The organism is Synechococcus sp. MU1642, assembly GCF_020514115.1.
Taxonomy (GTDB): Bacteria; Cyanobacteriota; Cyanobacteriia; order PCC-6307; family Cyanobiaceae; genus Parasynechococcus.
The window spans coordinates 94,387-110,064 of record NZ_VTKZ01000004.1 but is presented as its reverse complement, the minus strand read 5'-3'; the positions used below and the strand labels follow the sequence as shown (position 1 = coordinate 110,064).

Sequence of the window (15,678 nt, the reverse complement as noted above, 5' to 3'; positions counted from 1 at the left end):
AAATCTCTAGAACCCCTCAGTACTGGAGACCATCCAACTGCCTGATGCAGCTCTGCATTCAGACCTGCAGAAGCCATAAAGCGAAGCTTGGTGATGGAGGTACTGATGACCATTACCAAGCCACTCTGATCCCATCTGGAGGTAGTGGAGGAGGGCCCCGCAGGCGTTTAGTTGTTGAGCAGAGGGTTGACACGGAAGCAACTCTCAGCAGTTCAGACAGGTCTGGGAGTGAAGCCGCTTCCAGATTTTTTGTTACCCCGTCTCCTGACCCGTTGCCAACCCCCTCTGACCTGGAACAGCACAGACGAACTCCAAGGGAGGAGCGTGATAGAGGAGTGGGGATTTGTAGACGACAGGGAGTTGGATTCCTTCAGGGGCCATCGGAGCTGTTCGACCTTTGGTCACTTCGGATTCGCCTTCTTAAGCCAATGCCAATTGCTTGGCTGCTTAGCCACCTCAGACAGGGTTTGTTGGCCCCTAGCTCTCATCCACTGAAGAGCTGCAAACACTGGAGCTTCTGCGCTGGTTTTACGGACCCCAGCCCAGACCCCCAATCCTTTCTTGCTAGCAGCGGGCTAATCCCTACAGACCACCCATCAACACCGCCAAGAGGGCCTGCTGCGCATGCAGACGGTTTTCCGCTTGATCAAAAATGCGGCTCGCCGTTCCTTCCATCACCTCAGCGCTGATTTCCTCACCGCGATGGGCCGGCAGGCAGTGCAGGACAATCGCATCGGATGCCGCCTGCTCCATCAGGGCTTGATCCACACAGAAGCCAGCGAAGGCCTGCTCCCGTTGAACCTGTTCGGCTTCCTGACCCATGGAGGCCCAAACATCGGTATAGACGGCCTGGGCTCCCGCCACCGCTTCACCGGGATCGCTCACCACCTCAATCGAAGCACCATGCTGTGCCAGGCATTGGGCCTGCTCAAGCACGCCCAGTAAGGGCTCAAAGCCCTCAGGGCATCCGATCCGCACATTCACCCCCAGCAACGCACCGCAGAGCATCAAGGAGTGAGCAACGTTGTTGCCATCGCCCACATAGGCCAGGGTCTGGCCGGCAAGCGCACCATGGGCCTCCTGCATGGTGAGGAAGTCCGCCAGGGCCTGGCAGGGATGCTCCAGATCGGTGAGGGCATTGATCACCGGCACCGAAGCCCAGTGGGCGTAGTCCACCAGTTCCTGCTGAGCGAAGGTGCGAATCGCCAGCACATCGCAGTAACGGCTGAGAACCCGGGCCGTGTCTTCAAGCGGCTCGCCGCGGCCGAGCTGGGTGACAGATGGGTTGAGATCCACCGTTTGGCCGCCGAGGCGGGCCATGGCCACCTGAAAACTCACACGTGTTCGAGTGGAGGCCTTGCTGAAGATCAGACCCAGCACACGGTTACCGAGATCGATCCGACGATCGCCGCTCTTAAGTTGTGAAGCCAGGTCCAGCAACGCTGCTGTTTCCTCAGCCGAACAATCCGCTGAGGAAAGGAAGTCACGCCCGCACAGCGGAGACAGGACAGCAGCAACGCCCGCAGAAGCGGTAGCCATCGCGACGGTTCAAAGGACTGTTATCGGGGATGAGGGCCGTTGCCGTCAAGCGGTCACACCCGACGGCAGCACACTCGCCTCAAGCATGTGCTTGAGGTCATCCCCCTCGATCACCTCTTTTTCAAGGATCTTCTGGGCAATCGTCTCGAGCAGCGCCATGTTTTCCCGCAGGATCGCAAGGGCGTCTTCGTGGGCCTGGTCCACCAGCCCGCGGACCTCCTTATCAATGGCCTGGGCCGTGGCATCACTCACCGAGCGGCGGGGGTTATTGCCTCCCCCAAGGAAACGGCCACCGCCCTGCTTGTCGTAGGCCAAGGGGCCCAGGGTGTCGCTCATACCGTATGTGCCCACCATCTGCTCGGCCAGATCAGTGGCCCGCTGCAGGTCATTGGCAGCACCCGTGGTGATTTTGCCAAAGACGATCTCCTCAGCGGAGCGGCCTCCCAGAAGCGTGGCGATCTGACCCTGGAGCTCTTCCTTGGAGTTGAGGAAGCGCTCTTCCGTGGGGAGCTGCAAGGTGTAGCCCAGGGCGCTCATGCCGCGGGGGACGATCGAAATCTTGGCAACCTTGCTGCCACCAGGCATGAGATGACCCACGATCGCGTGGCCCACTTCGTGATAAGCCACCACCTTCTTTTCGTCGTCCTGCAGGACGCGGCTCTTCTTCTCCAGACCTGCCACAACGCGCTCGATCGCTTCACCGAGGTCTTGCTGCTCGACGCTGGTGCGCTGGGCACGCGCTGCCAGCAGCGCGGCTTCATTGACGAGGTTGGCGAGATCAGCGCCAGCAAAACCGCTGGTGGCCTGGGCCACGCTGTCGAGGTCGACGCCTACAGCCAGCTTCACTTTCTTGGCGTAGATCTCAAGGATGGTCTTGCGGCCGGAGAGATCGGGGCGATCGACCAAAACTTGCCGGTCGAAACGACCTGGGCGCAGCAGAGCCGCATCCAACACTTCGGGCTGGTTGGTGGCCGCAAGAACGATCACCGGCTTGTCCTGCGCAGCGAAGCCATCCATCTCGGTGAGCAGCTGATTGAGGGTCTGCTCCCGTTCGTCGTTGCCGCCAACAACTCCCATGGATCCCGAGCGGCTCTTGCCGATGGCATCGAGTTCGTCAATAAAGATGATGCATGGCGCTTTTTTCTTCGCTTCTTCAAAGAGGTCGCGCACTCGAGCGGCACCGGCTCCGACGAAGAGCTCCACAAATTCCGAGCCGGAAATGATGAAGAACGGTACCTCTGCTTCGCCCGCAACAGCCTTGGACAGCAGGGTCTTGCCGGTGCCGGGAGGGCCAACAAGCAGCACACCCTTGGGAATGCGGGCACCGATCTCGGCATAACGCTCAGGACGCTTGAGGAAGTCGACGATCTCAGTCAATTCCTGCTTTGCCTCATCCACGCCCGCCACATCGGCGAAGGTAATTCGCGACTCCTCATCGGGCACGTAGACCTTGGCCTTGCTCTTGGTGAAGCTCAAAGCCCCCTGCGCACCACCGCCCATCGAGCGACGGGCGAAGAACTGCAGCACCAGGATGAAGATCAGGGGTGGCACCACCCAGCTGAGGATGGTGGTGAAGATGTTGGGCTTCTTCGGAGGTGCTGCCGCGAATTCCACGCCCTTGGTCTCCAGGCGTTGCGGCAAATCCATGTCGAAAATCGGCGTGGTGGCCAGCACCGGAGGCGTGCCCTCCTCGGGATCGCTCAGCTCATAGCGAATCTGATCCTGGGTAATAAAGGCCCGCTTCACCGCACCGTCATTCACCTGGTCGATGAACAGGGAATAGGGCACCCTGGGCACTTGCTGCATGCCGTTGGTGGGGAGGAAGCTGCTGAATAGCAGCAGCACCCCGAAGCCGATCAGCACCAGATTAATGATCCCGAAGCGACGGTTCGGCTGGTTGTCGTCCTGGCGGATCGGCATGGATGGCCTGAAAGTCCAAACACGCTACGAGGGATCTTTGGCAATTAACGGGTGTGAGAACCGAACGGCTCCTAGGTTCTGCTCATGTGTGGTCGCTATTGCCTCGACACGCCTCGAGCGGAATTGCAGCAGCTGCTGAGCAGCTGGCTGCGGGCGGACGACAGCGCCTGGTTGGAGCATTACGCCCCCCGCGAGCTGATCCGTCCCCATGAACCGGTGCTGGCGGTGCGGCGGGAGCACGGTGAAGACCGTCTCGCCCACATGCTTTGGGGCCTCCTGCCGGGCTGGGTCAAAGACCCGCTAGAAGCGCCGCGACCGATCAATGCCCGCGCCGAAACCATTGCGGAGAAAACCTCCTTTCGCGGTCCATGGCGTCATCACCGCTGCCTTCTGCCCAGCACGGGCTTTTTCGAAAAGGGGCACCTGATCCATCGCAAAGACCGGCAGATGTTCTGGCTGGCCGGCCTCTGGGACCGCTGGATCGGACCCGATGGCAGTGAAGTGGAGACCTGCTGCGTTATCACGACACGGCCCAACAGCCTGGTCGCGCCGTTGCACGATCGAATGCCGGTGATCGTTCCCGATGGATTGGAGAGCGTCTGGCTCGAACCCGGTGATGGGGCCCATAGACGCGCCCTCGAGCCGATGCTCACGCCATCACCACCGGACCCGTGGGACTGCAGAGCACTCAAGCCAGCCGCGACAAAAAACAACCACCAGCAGCTCTCCTTGCTCGATTGAGCAAGGCTTGACAGCCGTCGCTGGCTGCCGAACCTGGGAGCAGCAGCAGTGGTCGTCGTGCTTTTGGGACTGGTTCAGCGGCTCCTGCGGCGTGATGACACGCAGCTGAAGCTGCTGTTGCTCTTCACCCTGATCGCAACCGTGGGCTTCGCCTTTCCTCGCTTGGACTGGGTGACTTACATCGGCTACACCCTGGTTGCTTTGCTGCTCACACAGGTGATGGTGGGGAGGAGCAAGGCACCGGATTGGAGTGATGCCATTTACCGCGGACTGGGGCTTGTCGCCGTTGCAGCCATGTGGCTCTGGCTGCTCACGCCGCTGGAGCTGATCTACAGCGGAATGCCGCTGGCCCTGAGCTGGAGTGCGCTTGTGGGTTGGAGCGTAATCCGCCTGGTAACGCGCTTCGCTAGCACCAAGCGAGTCACCGAAGCCCTGCTGATGGGTGCCACGGCCGGGTACCTGCACATCGGACTCGCCGCAGGGCTGGTGATGAGTGCCCTTGAAACGATTCAACCGGGCAGTTTCGTGCCCTTGAAACTGGCCAATATCAGCGACACGAGTGTTCTGGCCAACGCCCGCATCTTTTCAGCGCTGAACTACTACGCCTTCGTTTGCCTCACCACCGTGGGCTTCGGAGACATCAGCCCGATGCTCCCCCTGTCAAGAATGGTGAGTGTGGCCACCAGCGTCGCCGGACCGCTTTACCTCGCGGCCGTGATGGGGGTGCTGATCGGCCGCTTCGCCAGCAGCCTCGACCGCCAAAGCCAAGGTCGCTGACATCAAGTGCCAATGCTCCAACGAAGCAACCAGTCGTGCCCCAGCTGCTCGCACTGATGCCAACTCCCCTGCAGCACTTGATTCATGGAGCTGTAGTTCAGATCGCCCAGAGGGGTGCGGGCAGCCCTGCCCCCCATCAGTTTCGGAGCCACCACCGCCGCAATCTCCTGCACACAGCCCTGCCGGATCGCTGCTGCCGCCAGCTCAGGACCGCACTCCCAAAGCACCTGATTGCAACCCCGTTCCGCCAGGGCCTCCATCAGCTGAATCGGCTCACAGGCTGAGAGTTCAAGTCCCTCAGGGCCAGAGGGCAGACGCTGGGGATCAGCATCGGTACCGTGTGCCACCAAAGTTGGAGCCACCGCAGTGTTCCAGAGCTTGGCCTGATCAGGCAGATCCAGGCTGCGGCTCAGCACCACACGCAGCGGTTCCGGTGAACGCCGGCCTCTGCTGGTGAGCAGCGGATCATCGCCGCGAACCGTGCCGCCCCCCACAACCACAGCATCCATGCCGCTACGCAGCCGATGCACCCAATCGCGGGCGGGTGGGCCGCTGATCCATTGGCTGGCCCCATTGGGCAAGGCGGTGCGGCCGTCCAGGCTCATGGCCCACTTGAGAATCCCGAACGGGCGGCCGGTACGAACTCGGTGAAGGAAAGACCGGTTCTGCTGGCGAGCCTCCTCGCGCAGCACACCACTGATCACCTCCAGACCAGCCTCACGCAGCTGACGGATGCCGCCCCCATCCACCCGGGGATCGGGATCCTCCAGAGCGATCACAACACGGCGAATGCCGGCACGCAGCACCGCCTCACTGCAGGGGGGCGTGCGGCCGTGGTGGCAGCAGGGTTCAAGGGTGACCACAAGGGTTCCGCCCCGAGCCGCATCCCCGGCCTGCCGCAACGCACCTACCTCGGCGTGGGCGGCACCGGCCCGCGCATGAAAGCCTTCGCCAACAAGGCGCCCATCGCGATCAAGAACCAGTGCCCCCACGAGAGGGTTGGGACTGGTGTGACCTTCAGCAAGGGCGGCCAGGGCCAGGGCTCGCCGCATCCAGAGCTCCCACATCAGCTGAGAGGCAACTCCTGCAGCGAGCGCCATTCACCGACGACATAAGGAGGGATCGGCAACTCGGTAAACACACCCGGCAATGCCAAGCGCAGCGGTCGGTTGTTGCTGAGGTCGTCCAGCAAGGGATCAAGGGCAAATTCAGCCGCTGCGTCGCGGCCATCATTGGCCAGCACCGGATTGGCCAGGGTGATGTCGTCCAGCCGCCATTCGCGTCGACCAGCCAACACCTGGAGAGTCACCGGATGATCGAGCCTCAGCTTTCCGGGATAGCCGACCACGCGCAACACCACCGGCTGGCCTGGAGGGCCTTCGCGGTAGGCCACCACCTGCCAGCTGTCGTAATCGAGATCCCGCAGGCTTTCCAGCGAACGCACCATGGCGACGCCCCCCTCACTCTCATGTTGGTGCACCAGAGCCCAGGCCATGCCCGGAGTGAGCAGCAAGAGCCCAAGTGCGGCCAACAAACAGCAGAGTAAACGGCGCATAGGGAGCACGACAGTCCGCGAATTCTCACAACAAAACTGTCCTTCAGAGGATTTTCACTGAGAATTAATCAATCCAGATTGCTTTTCATTCGGCTCTGGGCTTTAGCGCCACGCTTCAACGGGCATCCGCTCCTGGGATCAGCGTCCAATCGGTCTCCGTGGCCCAGAGCCCCCAGATGGCCATGGCTCTGAGGTAGTGGCAGGCCCGGTAGGTGTTCACCGCGGTAATCGCCTCAGGGGTGCGGAACTGCAGACCACCGGAATACACCTGCTCCACAACGGCTGAGCAGATCGCTTCCGCCGTCTGCTTCTCTCCCATCAACCGGTAATAACTGGCGATCCCAAAGTTGATACCAGTCCACACCTCCAGGGGATGGGTGCCATTGGGATCCAAGGGAGTTCCATCACGGCGCAAGCCGTTGGCCACGCCCAGGCAGCCGCCATCGAAGGCATCAAAGCAGGCCTCCTTGACGGCCTTCAAGGTGCTGCGGCTGTTGGCATCACTCACCACTGGCGGCAGGCCCAAAAGCCGTGCGTAGAAATCGCCGCACAGCTGATCAGCCATCACTACGGGCGTGCCGCTCTCGGCATCGATGTCGTAGTACTCGCCATTCCAGAGAAGCTTGTCGAAATTGCCCCGGGATTGCTCGAGCCAACCGCTGAATTCCTTCTGCTCGGCTGAAGTATCCAGCCCAGTGCTGAGCTGAAGGGTCTGGGCAATGGCGAGAGCAGCCTCCAGTGCAGCGATCCAGAGGGCTCCGCAGTAAGCACTCACCCCCTTCAGGGGCCAGTCGTCGAAGGTCTGATCCGGGGCACCGCCGTTGTCGGGCAACCCATCATCGTTGACATCAAAGGTTTTGAGGTAGCGCAGCGACTCGATGGCCGCCGTCCAACAGTCGGCGAGGAAGCGGATGTCTTCGCCACTTGGGGCCAGCTTGAAGGTACGCCAGACCTGCAGCACAAAATCACTGCCGAGATCCTTCCAGAGGTTGCAGTCCTGATAAGCGGTGTAGTTAGTCGCATCCCAGGGGATCTCGTTGGGAGCCCCCAGGTCGTGGGGGGTGGCCCCTTTCACCTTGCGATCAGCCTCCACCCGTCCCTTGCCCTGGGTGAAGTACCAGCCAATCGGGCGCTGGGTGGCGTCCGCCGCCGGAATCGCCCTGGAAAAGCTGCGCAACACGGCCTTGTCGAGTTCGGGCCAGAGCTGCAGCAGAGCAAAGGATCCGTAGAGACGAACATCGAGGCTTTCGTACCAGGCGTAGTCGAGGCACTCCAAAACGCCGAAGCGGCCGTGGGGATCCTCGGCTGAGGCCGCACTCCAGAGGCTGCCACCACTGCAAAGGTCGTAAAGCTCATTGAACAAAGCCATCCGCAGCGGTTCCGGCAGGTCCTGGCGTTGAAGCACGGGCTGCTGCCAGGCCTCGATCTGCTGGCGCCAATCGCGCCAGTCGCGCAGCGCTTCAGCGGCAATGGCTACAGCCTGGTTGGCATTCACACCGAAGAAGTCGGTGTAGCGGCGCAGAGCCTGGCTGCCAGTGGCAAAGGCCGTCACTGGCAGGTCCCAGCTGATCACCAGCGGGATCTCAATGCTCTGCCCAGGAGCCAGCTGACACTGGACCGCCAGCGCAGCACTGAGAGGATCGTCCACTCCACTGCGTCGATCGTTGTTGCTTTCGGGGATGGAACCATCAGCACTGAAGCTGTCCCAGAGCTCACGGCCATCACCGCTGGGATTCCAGCGGCTACAGCGCTGGATAGTCACACCGGGCTGCTCAGCTGTGGCAATGCACCACTGGCCCTCACCTTCAACAACGGGTTCGGAGACGTTGCCCTCGAGCACCACTCCCCTGAGGGAGCCAACGTCGATGAAACGGTTGCGCTGGCCGACGGTAGTGCCGATGGCCGGGGCGTAGTTGTGCTCCGGGCTGCCGTCATCGCGGAAGTGAACCTCAGCCGAGGCATCGGTGTTAGTGAACCAACCGCTGGTGTTGCGCCAACTCAGCAACAACGACAAGTCCAAAGGCTGGTCGGTGGGATTACGCAGCGTCCAGATGAACACTGCCACCGGGTAGCTGGTGCGCTGGTAATCACCCGGGAGGATCGGGCTGAAGGCCTCACAGCGCACTTCAGCGTCGTACACGCCCTCATAGCTCGTCCAGCTGAGGGGATAGCGGGCGGCATAAGTGCCGGTGCTGCGGTCCGGTGTGCTGGCGGGGTACCAATCCCAAGCCTGCAGGGGTTCACCGGCATCAGGCCGGGAGGCATCGACGCCGGGCTTCACCGCCAGAGAATGGGCCCGCTTGCCGCGGCCATTCCCCTCAAACAGAGCGAACTGACAGTCGGGCAGCACGCCGAACCAATGCTCACCGCCATCGAGGTGCCAGAGGTTGATGTTGCCGTCGGGCGCCCGCCCAAAGCACCCGGCCCCAAACCCCCCAAGCGGCATGCCGTGGTTGGGGCCGTCGTCGAGGTTGCTGGCATAGCGAACCGTGTAGGGCTTGTCCCAGCCCAGGCCGAAGGGGCGACTCCAGGATGCCTCCGGTGGATGCCATCGCTTGGCTTGCTTGCCACGGCCGAGCAGGGAGTTCAGAGCAGACCAACCGAACGAAGCCATGCAGGGGCCGAGAATCGACCCAGATTGCCAGGTTTGGCGCGATCAGCCAGCCGTTGAGATCAGCCTCCAGACAAGGTTGAGGGATTGTCCTCGGCATCCAGCAGGGCATCCAAGGTGACCGCCGTGCGGACCAAGGCCTGATAGCGATGCAGACTCCGTCGGTTCTGATCCAGCCAACGGCCTGGGGCCGTCCCCTCCAGGTCGGGCTGATCGGGGTCGAGCAGGGGCAGATCGTCCTGCTGCGCAATCAGAGCAATCACAAGATCGTGCAATCGTTGACGGCGAGCGTGGGCTGAGGTCATGCCTCCTCCATCAGGTCGCTCAAACGCTGTTGCGCTGATAAGGGCAGGGTCACCGGATTAGCGGTGTAGCTACGGGCCTGGGCGATCCGAGCCTGCACCGGAGCCTATGCCACCGACCAGCGGCTGAGCCCGAGTTCGTCATAGATCCGTTTCACCGCAACAAGGGGTTGTCGAATTAATGCCTCATAGGGCAGCTCAACCAACTGCCCCACGGGAATCCGACGCCTAGACGCCTCAAAGGCCTCAAGTGGCTGGCGATGGGCAGGGCGGCGGAGCTGCAAGCCTCTAAGCATCACCGTAGGTCGCACAAAGCCTCCCGCCACCAAGCGATCGACCAACACACCCCTACCTCCGCATGGCCCCACAACCCTGACACCAGAATGACCGAATGATCGATGTGATCGGCACCGACGCCGGGGCGCCCGCCTCATTGCCAGCTCCACAGCAGACGTTGCTGCGGGCGGCCGCCGTGATTGCAGCACCGCAGCGGTTGCAAGTTGCTCTGCAAGACTGGCTGGGGGACGTCAAACCTGAGCTGATCAGCAGCGATGACCCGCGGGCTCTGGTGGACAGCCTGCAATCAAGAACTGGTGATCAAGCTGTGGTGGTGCTGGCCAGCGGCGATCCGCTCTGGTTCGGTCTGGGGCGCATCCTTTGCGACCGCATCGGGGCAGAGCGGCTGCGGTTTCATCCCGCCCCCACATCGCTGCAGTTGGCCTTCGCCCGCATCGGTCGCCCCTGGCAGGACGCCGACTGGGTGAGCCTGCACGGACGGAACCCCGAAATACTCGCCAGCGCCTTGCAGAAACGACCGGCGGCCCTGGCGGTGCTCACGGACCCAAACCAGGGGGGCGCCAGCAGCGTGCAGCGGATGTTGCGCAGCAGTGGCCTGGAGACCAGCACGGATCTGTGGCTTTGTGAAAACCTCGGGCATGCCGATGAGCGGGTTCAGCTGATCACCCCCGGCACCGCGTTACCAGCAGACCTGCATCCGCTGCTGATTGCACTACTGATCGCCCGGGAACCTGCCGCACAAGATCCCCATCAGCTGCCGTTGTTCGGGCTCGATGACGGGCTCTACCTGCAGCACAGCGACCACCCCGGACTGATGACCAAGCGGGAGGTGCGCATCCAACTGCTGGCCGAACTCGCCCTGCCAAAGCAGGGCGTGCTCTGGGATCTGGGGGCCGGCACCGGTAGCGTCGGCCTGGAAGCCCTGCGCCTGCGCCCTGAGCTGCAACTGCTGGCAGTGGAACGCCGCGCCGGCGGCGCGCAACTGATCCAGCGCAATGCGCAACGGCTCGGGGTTAACCCCGCAGCCGTGCTGGAAACCGACGCCACCGGGATACTGAACGGCGGACTCCCCAGCCATCTCAGCCAGCCCGATCGGGTTCTGCTTGGAGGCGGTGGTGCCCAACGCGAACGCTTGCTGCAAGACGTGCTGGCACAGCTGCGGTCTGGTGGCGTTGTAGTGATCCCCCTGGCGAGCATTGAGGCATTGGCCAACGTTCGACCACTGCTCGAAAACGCCGGATTGGCGGTGCGCGTACAGCAACTGCAGGCCTGGCGTGGACAACCGCTGGGGGATGGCACGCGCCTGGCTCCGATGAACCCGACGTTGATCGTGACGGGAACGAAGCCGGCTTAAGGCGGCTTCACTCCGAAGGCGTGAGCGGAGCAATTCGAACCGGATCGCCGATGTCAATCCCAAGACGCTCCGCCTCCCCGGCACCGATTTCAATCACTGCATCAACGAAATCAGCCCGCCCATTGCCATCCGCATCGGCGGCGTAGGAGCGACAGGGCAGCGCAGCGCAGGTTGGAACGGCACGCACCAAATCGAGCACCCGCCCATCGCGCACAAAGATCATGTCCAGAGGAGCGAGGGTGTTGAACATCCAGAAGCGCTGCGGCTGCGGGGTGGAGAAGGGAAACCACATCCCGCGCAAGGGCGACAGGGCCGGCCGCTGCATCAACCCCAGCCGCTGCTGCTCCGGAGTGCGGGCTACCTCGAGATCAATGCAACGCTGCTGGTCCACACACCAGCGGGCAGCAACTGAGAGCCACTGCGGAGGCGGCTCAGGGGGCAGAGCATCCATAGCCACTCAAACCTCCGGCATCAATTGGCCGAGGCAGTAACCCCGACCGCGCACGGTGTGGAGCAAACGGCGCTCACCACCGGCCTCCAGCTTCTGACGCAAGTAGCGCACATACACCTCAACAACATTGCTGCTGGAGCTCTCCCCCTGCCACACCTCCTGAAGCAACATCTCGCGGCTCAACACCTGGCCCCGCCGCCGCAACAGCACCTGCAACAGCATGAATTCCCGAGCTGTCAAAGCCACCACACGTTCTCCCCGCTGCACCGTTCGGGTGGTGGGATCGACTCTGAGATCGTCGAGCTGTAGCAGCGCCGGTCGCTGACCTGACCGCTGTTGAATCGTGCGGTGCAAGCGCAAACGCAACAACAGGTCGCTGGGCCCGATCTCCGAGAGCCAGAAATCGTCGGCGCCGGTTCCCAGGCAGGCGGCGCGGGCCTCAACGCTGTCCCGTTCCAGGTCCAACAGGATCGGCATACCTCCGAAACGGCTGCGCAGGTCTTGAATCAATGCGGACTGATCGGCCGCCAGCACAGCAGCCACAGGCGATTCACCCGGTTCAGGGGCATGGGCCGAGGGACCTGCACTAAGCCAATCGAGGGTGGCGTAGCCCGATGCGGCCAGTCGGGGCGCCAGGGACACAGCCGCAGGACCTGCCAACAGCAACAGGGGATCAGCGTTCATTCCCGCTCGGGCTTGGCGATGTGGGGCAGACCCCATCCGAGCTTGTTGCGAAGCACCTGGAAAAACTCGTGGTCGGCGAGGCGCACAAAGCGCACTGGGTGATCGCTGCGACGGATTAGCACCCGATCTTCCGGCCAGACATAGCAACCAGCACTGCCGTCCACCACCATCATCAGGCGCTCTGGAGTGGCGGGAAACACCGTGACGGGCTCACGGTCACTGAACACCAAGGCGCGGGAGGCCAAGGAATGGGGTGCGATCGGGGTGAGTTGCAGCACCGGACAATCCGGCGTGATCACTGGCCCACCGGAGCTGAGGGCATAGGCCGTTGATCCCGTCGGCGTGGAGAGGATCACACCATCGGCAGCGATGTCCACCGGGGCATGGCGGCCGATGGCGATCTCGAAGTGACACATGCTCGTGAGCGGCTCACGGTGCAGGGCCATCTCGTTGAGGGACAACGCCTCCCAGCGGCGCTGATCGCCCCGCATCACGCTCACCACAAGGTTGCTGCGTTCCTCGATCGTCCATTGCTGGGTGAGCACCACATCGAGGGCCCGGTCCAGATCCTCGAGATAGGCCTCGGCCAGGAATCCCAGATGACCGGTATTGATCGTGAGAATCGGAATCCCCACGGGGGCGGTCTGCCGCGCGGCGGAGAGCACCGTGCCGTCACCCCCCAACACGATGGCCAGCACCATCGATTGATCAAAGCCCTTGGGCACACAGGCGCTGTAGCCCCGCAGCCTCAGGTGCTGATCAGGGTTGGCAAAGCCCACCATGCCCCCGGAGCTGCTGGCCCGCTCCACGGCATGGCCGGCTGCCTCCAGACGCTGCTGAATCGTGTCCGCCGTCTGCACCGCCAGCGGCTTGCCGTCATTGACGATCAGTCCAATCCGGGGCACTGATCAACGACGGGTAGAGGTCAGCCTCAGCCTATGGGACGCGCGAGAACTGAACGCCGCTCAGTAACGAAGGTTCCCGATCAGAACTGCTCGAGGAAGCGCAGATCGCTGGTGTACAGACGGCGGATGTCGTCTATGCCATGGCGCACCATGCAGAAGCGCTCCACCCCCAGGCCCGCGGCGAAACCGCTGTAGCGCTCCGGATCGAGGCCCAGCCCTTCCAACACGGCGGGATCCACCATTCCGCAGCCCATCACCTCAAGCCAGCGGCCGCGCCACTGCACATCCACCTCGGCGGAAGGCTCGGTGAAGGGGAAATAACTGGCCCGGAAGCGCACCGGCAGGTCGCCGAAGAAGGCCTTGAGGAAGGCCATCACCGTGCCGCGCAGGTGGCTGAAATCGAGTCCCTCATCAATGGCCAGCACCTCCACCTGGTGGAACACCGGCGAATGGGTGGCATCGGCGGCGTCGCGGCGATAAACCCGACCGGGAGCCACGATCCGCACCGGCGGAGGGTTGTCTTCCAAGTGACGGATCTGCACCGGCGAAGTGTGGGTCCGCATCAGCAGGTCACCCCCGAGATAGAAGGTGTCCTGCATGTCCCGGGCCGGATGGTCCTCGGGAATGTTCAAGGCGGTGAAGTTGTAGTGGTCCCGCTCCACTTCAGGCCCCTCGGCCACGCTGTAGCCGAGGCCCAGGAACAGATCGACGATCTCTTCTGTAGTGGTGACCAGGGGATGGCGATGCCCCATCGGCACCCCAGTAGCCGGAGCGGTGACATCGAGACTTTCCTTGGCAATGCGCTCTGCCATGGCCGCCTGCTTCACGGCCTGTAGCCGCTCTCCCAGCAGCGACTGCACTTGTGTTTTCAGCACATTGGCGCGCTGGCCCACCAGAGGACGCTCCTGACCGGGCAACTTGCCCATGGCCCCGAGCACACCGGAGATGCGGCCCTTCTTGCCCAGCAGCCCGACCCGCAGTTGCTCGAGCGCAGCGGCATCGGCTGCCTCGGCGATCTCAGCCGCGGCCTGCTGCTCGAGGGCATCGAGTTGATCGGTGAGCTGCTGCAGGGTGACCGGTGCGCTCACAGGGATGAAACAGACAGCTGCCGACTGTAAGCAGCCAAGCCGCTTAGGTTCACCTCAGTGCGAATGACCCCATGGCCCCGCTGCGGATCCTGATCAGCAATGACGATGGGGTCTTTGCGGACGGCATCCGAACCCTGGCCGCCGCAGCTTCAGCTCGCGGCCATCAGGTGACGGTGGTCTGCCCAGATCAGGAACGGTCTGCCACTGGTCATGGCCTCACCCTGCAGACCCCCATCCGTGCCGAGCGGGCCGACGAATTGTTCGCCCCAGGGGTCACCGCCTGGGCCTGCAGCGGCACCCCCGCCGACTGCATGAAGCTGGCCCTGTTCGAACTGGTGAAAGAGAAGCCGGACCTGGTGCTCTCCGGTATCAATCACGGCCCCAACCTGGGAACAGACGTGTTCTGCTCGGGCACCGTTGCCGCAGCGATGGAAGGCACCCTTGAGGGCATTCGTTCCCTGGCTGTGAGCAGCGCCTGCTTCCAGTGGCGTCAGTTCCAGGCGGCTGCCGACCTTGCTCTGGAGGTGAGTGAACAAGCCATCGCAGACCAGTGGCCCGACAACCTGTTGCTCAACCTCAACATCCCCCCCTGTGCCCGGGAGGAGATGGGAGCACTGCGCTGGACCCGTCTCTCGATCAGGAGATACGACGAGCAATTCAGCCGTCGGGAAGACCCCCGCGGCCGCGCTTACTACTGGCTGGCCGGAGAAGCCGTGCAGGATCTCGAATCAGCCGGAGAAGGCCCCCGGGATTGGCCCAGTGATGTGGCACAGATTCATGCCAATTCACCCTCACTCACGCCGATCCAGCCCGACCTGTTCTGGAGGGGGCCCCTCGGCGGACTTCCGCAGCTCAAGCTCAAGGATCAACTGGTGCGGTAAACCCGCTGCAACAACCAAAGGGAGAACAACACTCCGATCAGGTGAGCGAACAGTACCTGGGTGTTGCTGAGCACGGACAGCATTTCCAGGGAGGTGATCGCCAGGTTGTCGGCCATGCCGCGGCCGCCGATGGCAATGCCTGGAGTCTGCATGGAGGCCTGCACGAACAGGCTGCCGGCGAGGGCCTGATAGCCGATGGTGGCAAAGGTGAGACCCAGGAGATCCGCCAACAGCCCCCGTTTGATCAGCCGCGCCACCTCTCCCCGACTGGGACGGGCCCCACTATCGATCGCCCGACCGGTACGGACGATCAGCCAGCCCTGCCAGAGGCTGAACAGCAGTACAAGAAAGGCCAGGGAGGTAAGCGACAGGCCAGGTCCCAGGCCCACGGCACGTTCGGAATTGCGGGCCAGGCTGCCGCCGATGTTGTTGAACAGCAGAACGCCCACCACAACGATGCCGAGGACCACCTGGATCCAGAAGCGGATCCATCCCATCCGACGCACGCCGAACGACAACTTCTGGAAATCGAGGCGGTCTGGCATGCCCTGGTGCTCTGTCGTTCAAACTTGC

16 protein-coding genes are annotated in these 15,678 nt (G+C 62.8%); 4 read left to right on the top strand and 12 right to left on the bottom strand.

Translation table 11 applies throughout. The features are described from left to right. Nucleotides 1–582 precede the first annotated feature (582 nt). Nucleotides 583–1,539: an ornithine carbamoyltransferase gene (gene argF / locus FZZ85_RS05920; RefSeq protein WP_226413128.1), complete on the bottom strand. Its 957-nt coding sequence runs from the start codon at nucleotides 1,537–1,539 to the stop codon at nucleotides 583–585. 45 nt (nucleotides 1,540–1,584) lie between these two features. After that, complete coding sequence (ftsH, locus tag FZZ85_RS05915) at nucleotides 1,585–3,459, bottom strand: ATP-dependent zinc metalloprotease FtsH (protein ID WP_226413126.1); 1,875 nt, start codon at nucleotides 3,457–3,459, stop codon at nucleotides 1,585–1,587. A gap of 84 nt (nucleotides 3,460–3,543) precedes the next feature. Here ftsH and FZZ85_RS05910 point away from each other — a divergent pair, with 84 nt between their 5' ends. Continuing rightward, on the top strand, nucleotides 3,544–4,200 hold the full coding sequence (locus FZZ85_RS05910) for an SOS response-associated peptidase (protein WP_226413124.1): 657 nt from the start codon (nucleotides 3,544–3,546) through the stop codon (nucleotides 4,198–4,200). A gap of 48 nt (nucleotides 4,201–4,248) precedes the next feature. After that, complete coding sequence (locus FZZ85_RS05905; RefSeq protein ID WP_226413122.1) at nucleotides 4,249–4,977, top strand: potassium channel family protein; 729 nt, start codon at nucleotides 4,249–4,251, stop codon at nucleotides 4,975–4,977. Between the two features lie 2 nt (nucleotides 4,978–4,979). Here FZZ85_RS05905 and ribD read toward each other — a convergent pair whose 3' ends face one another. From ribD to FZZ85_RS05880, 5 genes are all read right to left on the bottom strand, one after another. Beyond that, nucleotides 4,980–6,029, bottom strand: a complete 1,050-nt coding sequence (gene ribD / locus FZZ85_RS05900) for a bifunctional diaminohydroxyphosphoribosylaminopyrimidine deaminase/5-amino-6-(5-phosphoribosylamino)uracil reductase RibD (RefSeq protein WP_255616029.1) — start codon at nucleotides 6,027–6,029, stop codon at nucleotides 4,980–4,982. A gap of 14 nt (nucleotides 6,030–6,043) precedes the next feature. Continuing rightward, complete coding sequence (locus tag FZZ85_RS05895; protein WP_226413120.1) at nucleotides 6,044–6,532, bottom strand: DUF3122 domain-containing protein; 489 nt, start codon at nucleotides 6,530–6,532, stop codon at nucleotides 6,044–6,046. A 115-nt stretch (nucleotides 6,533–6,647) separates the two neighbouring features. Continuing rightward, nucleotides 6,648–9,146, bottom strand: a complete 2,499-nt coding sequence (locus tag FZZ85_RS05890) for a GH116 family glycosyl hydrolase (RefSeq protein ID WP_226413118.1) — start codon at nucleotides 9,144–9,146, stop codon at nucleotides 6,648–6,650. 59 nt (nucleotides 9,147–9,205) lie between these two features. Continuing rightward, nucleotides 9,206–9,448 (bottom strand): hypothetical protein, encoded by a 243-nt coding sequence (locus FZZ85_RS05885; RefSeq protein ID WP_226413116.1) that lies wholly within the window; start codon nucleotides 9,446–9,448, stop codon nucleotides 9,206–9,208. 104 nt (nucleotides 9,449–9,552) lie between these two features. Beyond that, nucleotides 9,553–9,789 carry a sulfotransferase gene (locus FZZ85_RS05880; protein WP_226413114.1) on the bottom strand — a complete coding sequence of 79 codons (237 nt, stop codon included), beginning with the start codon at nucleotides 9,787–9,789 and terminating at the stop codon, nucleotides 9,553–9,555. A 47-nt stretch (nucleotides 9,790–9,836) separates the two neighbouring features. On the opposite strand from FZZ85_RS05880, the gene cbiE reads away from it, so the two are divergent. After that, nucleotides 9,837–11,096: a precorrin-6y C5,15-methyltransferase (decarboxylating) subunit CbiE gene (gene cbiE, locus FZZ85_RS05875; RefSeq protein ID WP_226413112.1), complete on the top strand. Its 1,260-nt coding sequence runs from the start codon at nucleotides 9,837–9,839 to the stop codon at nucleotides 11,094–11,096. A gap of 7 nt (nucleotides 11,097–11,103) precedes the next feature. Here cbiE and FZZ85_RS05870 read toward each other — a convergent pair whose 3' ends face one another. From FZZ85_RS05870 to pheS, 4 genes are all read right to left on the bottom strand, one after another. Then, entirely contained in the window at nucleotides 11,104–11,547 is a 444-nt protein-coding gene (locus FZZ85_RS05870) for a DUF192 domain-containing protein (RefSeq protein ID WP_226413110.1), read from the bottom strand. 6 nt (nucleotides 11,548–11,553) lie between these two features. After that, complete coding sequence (locus FZZ85_RS05865; RefSeq protein ID WP_226413108.1) at nucleotides 11,554–12,231, bottom strand: response regulator transcription factor; 678 nt, start codon at nucleotides 12,229–12,231, stop codon at nucleotides 11,554–11,556. Then, nucleotides 12,228–13,136 carry an NAD(+) kinase gene (locus FZZ85_RS05860; RefSeq protein WP_226413106.1) on the bottom strand — a complete coding sequence of 303 codons (909 nt, stop codon included), beginning with the start codon at nucleotides 13,134–13,136 and terminating at the stop codon, nucleotides 12,228–12,230. The genes FZZ85_RS05865 and FZZ85_RS05860 overlap by 4 nt, the downstream gene beginning before the upstream one ends. Before the next feature lie 80 nt (nucleotides 13,137–13,216). Next, nucleotides 13,217–14,224, bottom strand: a complete 1,008-nt coding sequence (gene pheS / locus FZZ85_RS05855) for a phenylalanine--tRNA ligase subunit alpha (protein WP_226413104.1) — start codon at nucleotides 14,222–14,224, stop codon at nucleotides 13,217–13,219. A 71-nt stretch (nucleotides 14,225–14,295) separates the two neighbouring features. On the opposite strand from pheS, the gene surE reads away from it, so the two are divergent. After that, nucleotides 14,296–15,105, top strand: a complete 810-nt coding sequence (gene surE / locus FZZ85_RS05850) for a 5'/3'-nucleotidase SurE (RefSeq protein WP_226413102.1) — start codon at nucleotides 14,296–14,298, stop codon at nucleotides 15,103–15,105. Here surE and FZZ85_RS05845 read toward each other — a convergent pair. After that, entirely contained in the window at nucleotides 15,090–15,650 is a 561-nt protein-coding gene (locus tag FZZ85_RS05845) for a DUF3611 family protein (RefSeq protein ID WP_226413100.1), read from the bottom strand. The two genes, surE and FZZ85_RS05845, sit on opposite strands and share 16 nt — an antisense overlap. Nucleotides 15,651–15,678 lie beyond the last annotated feature (28 nt).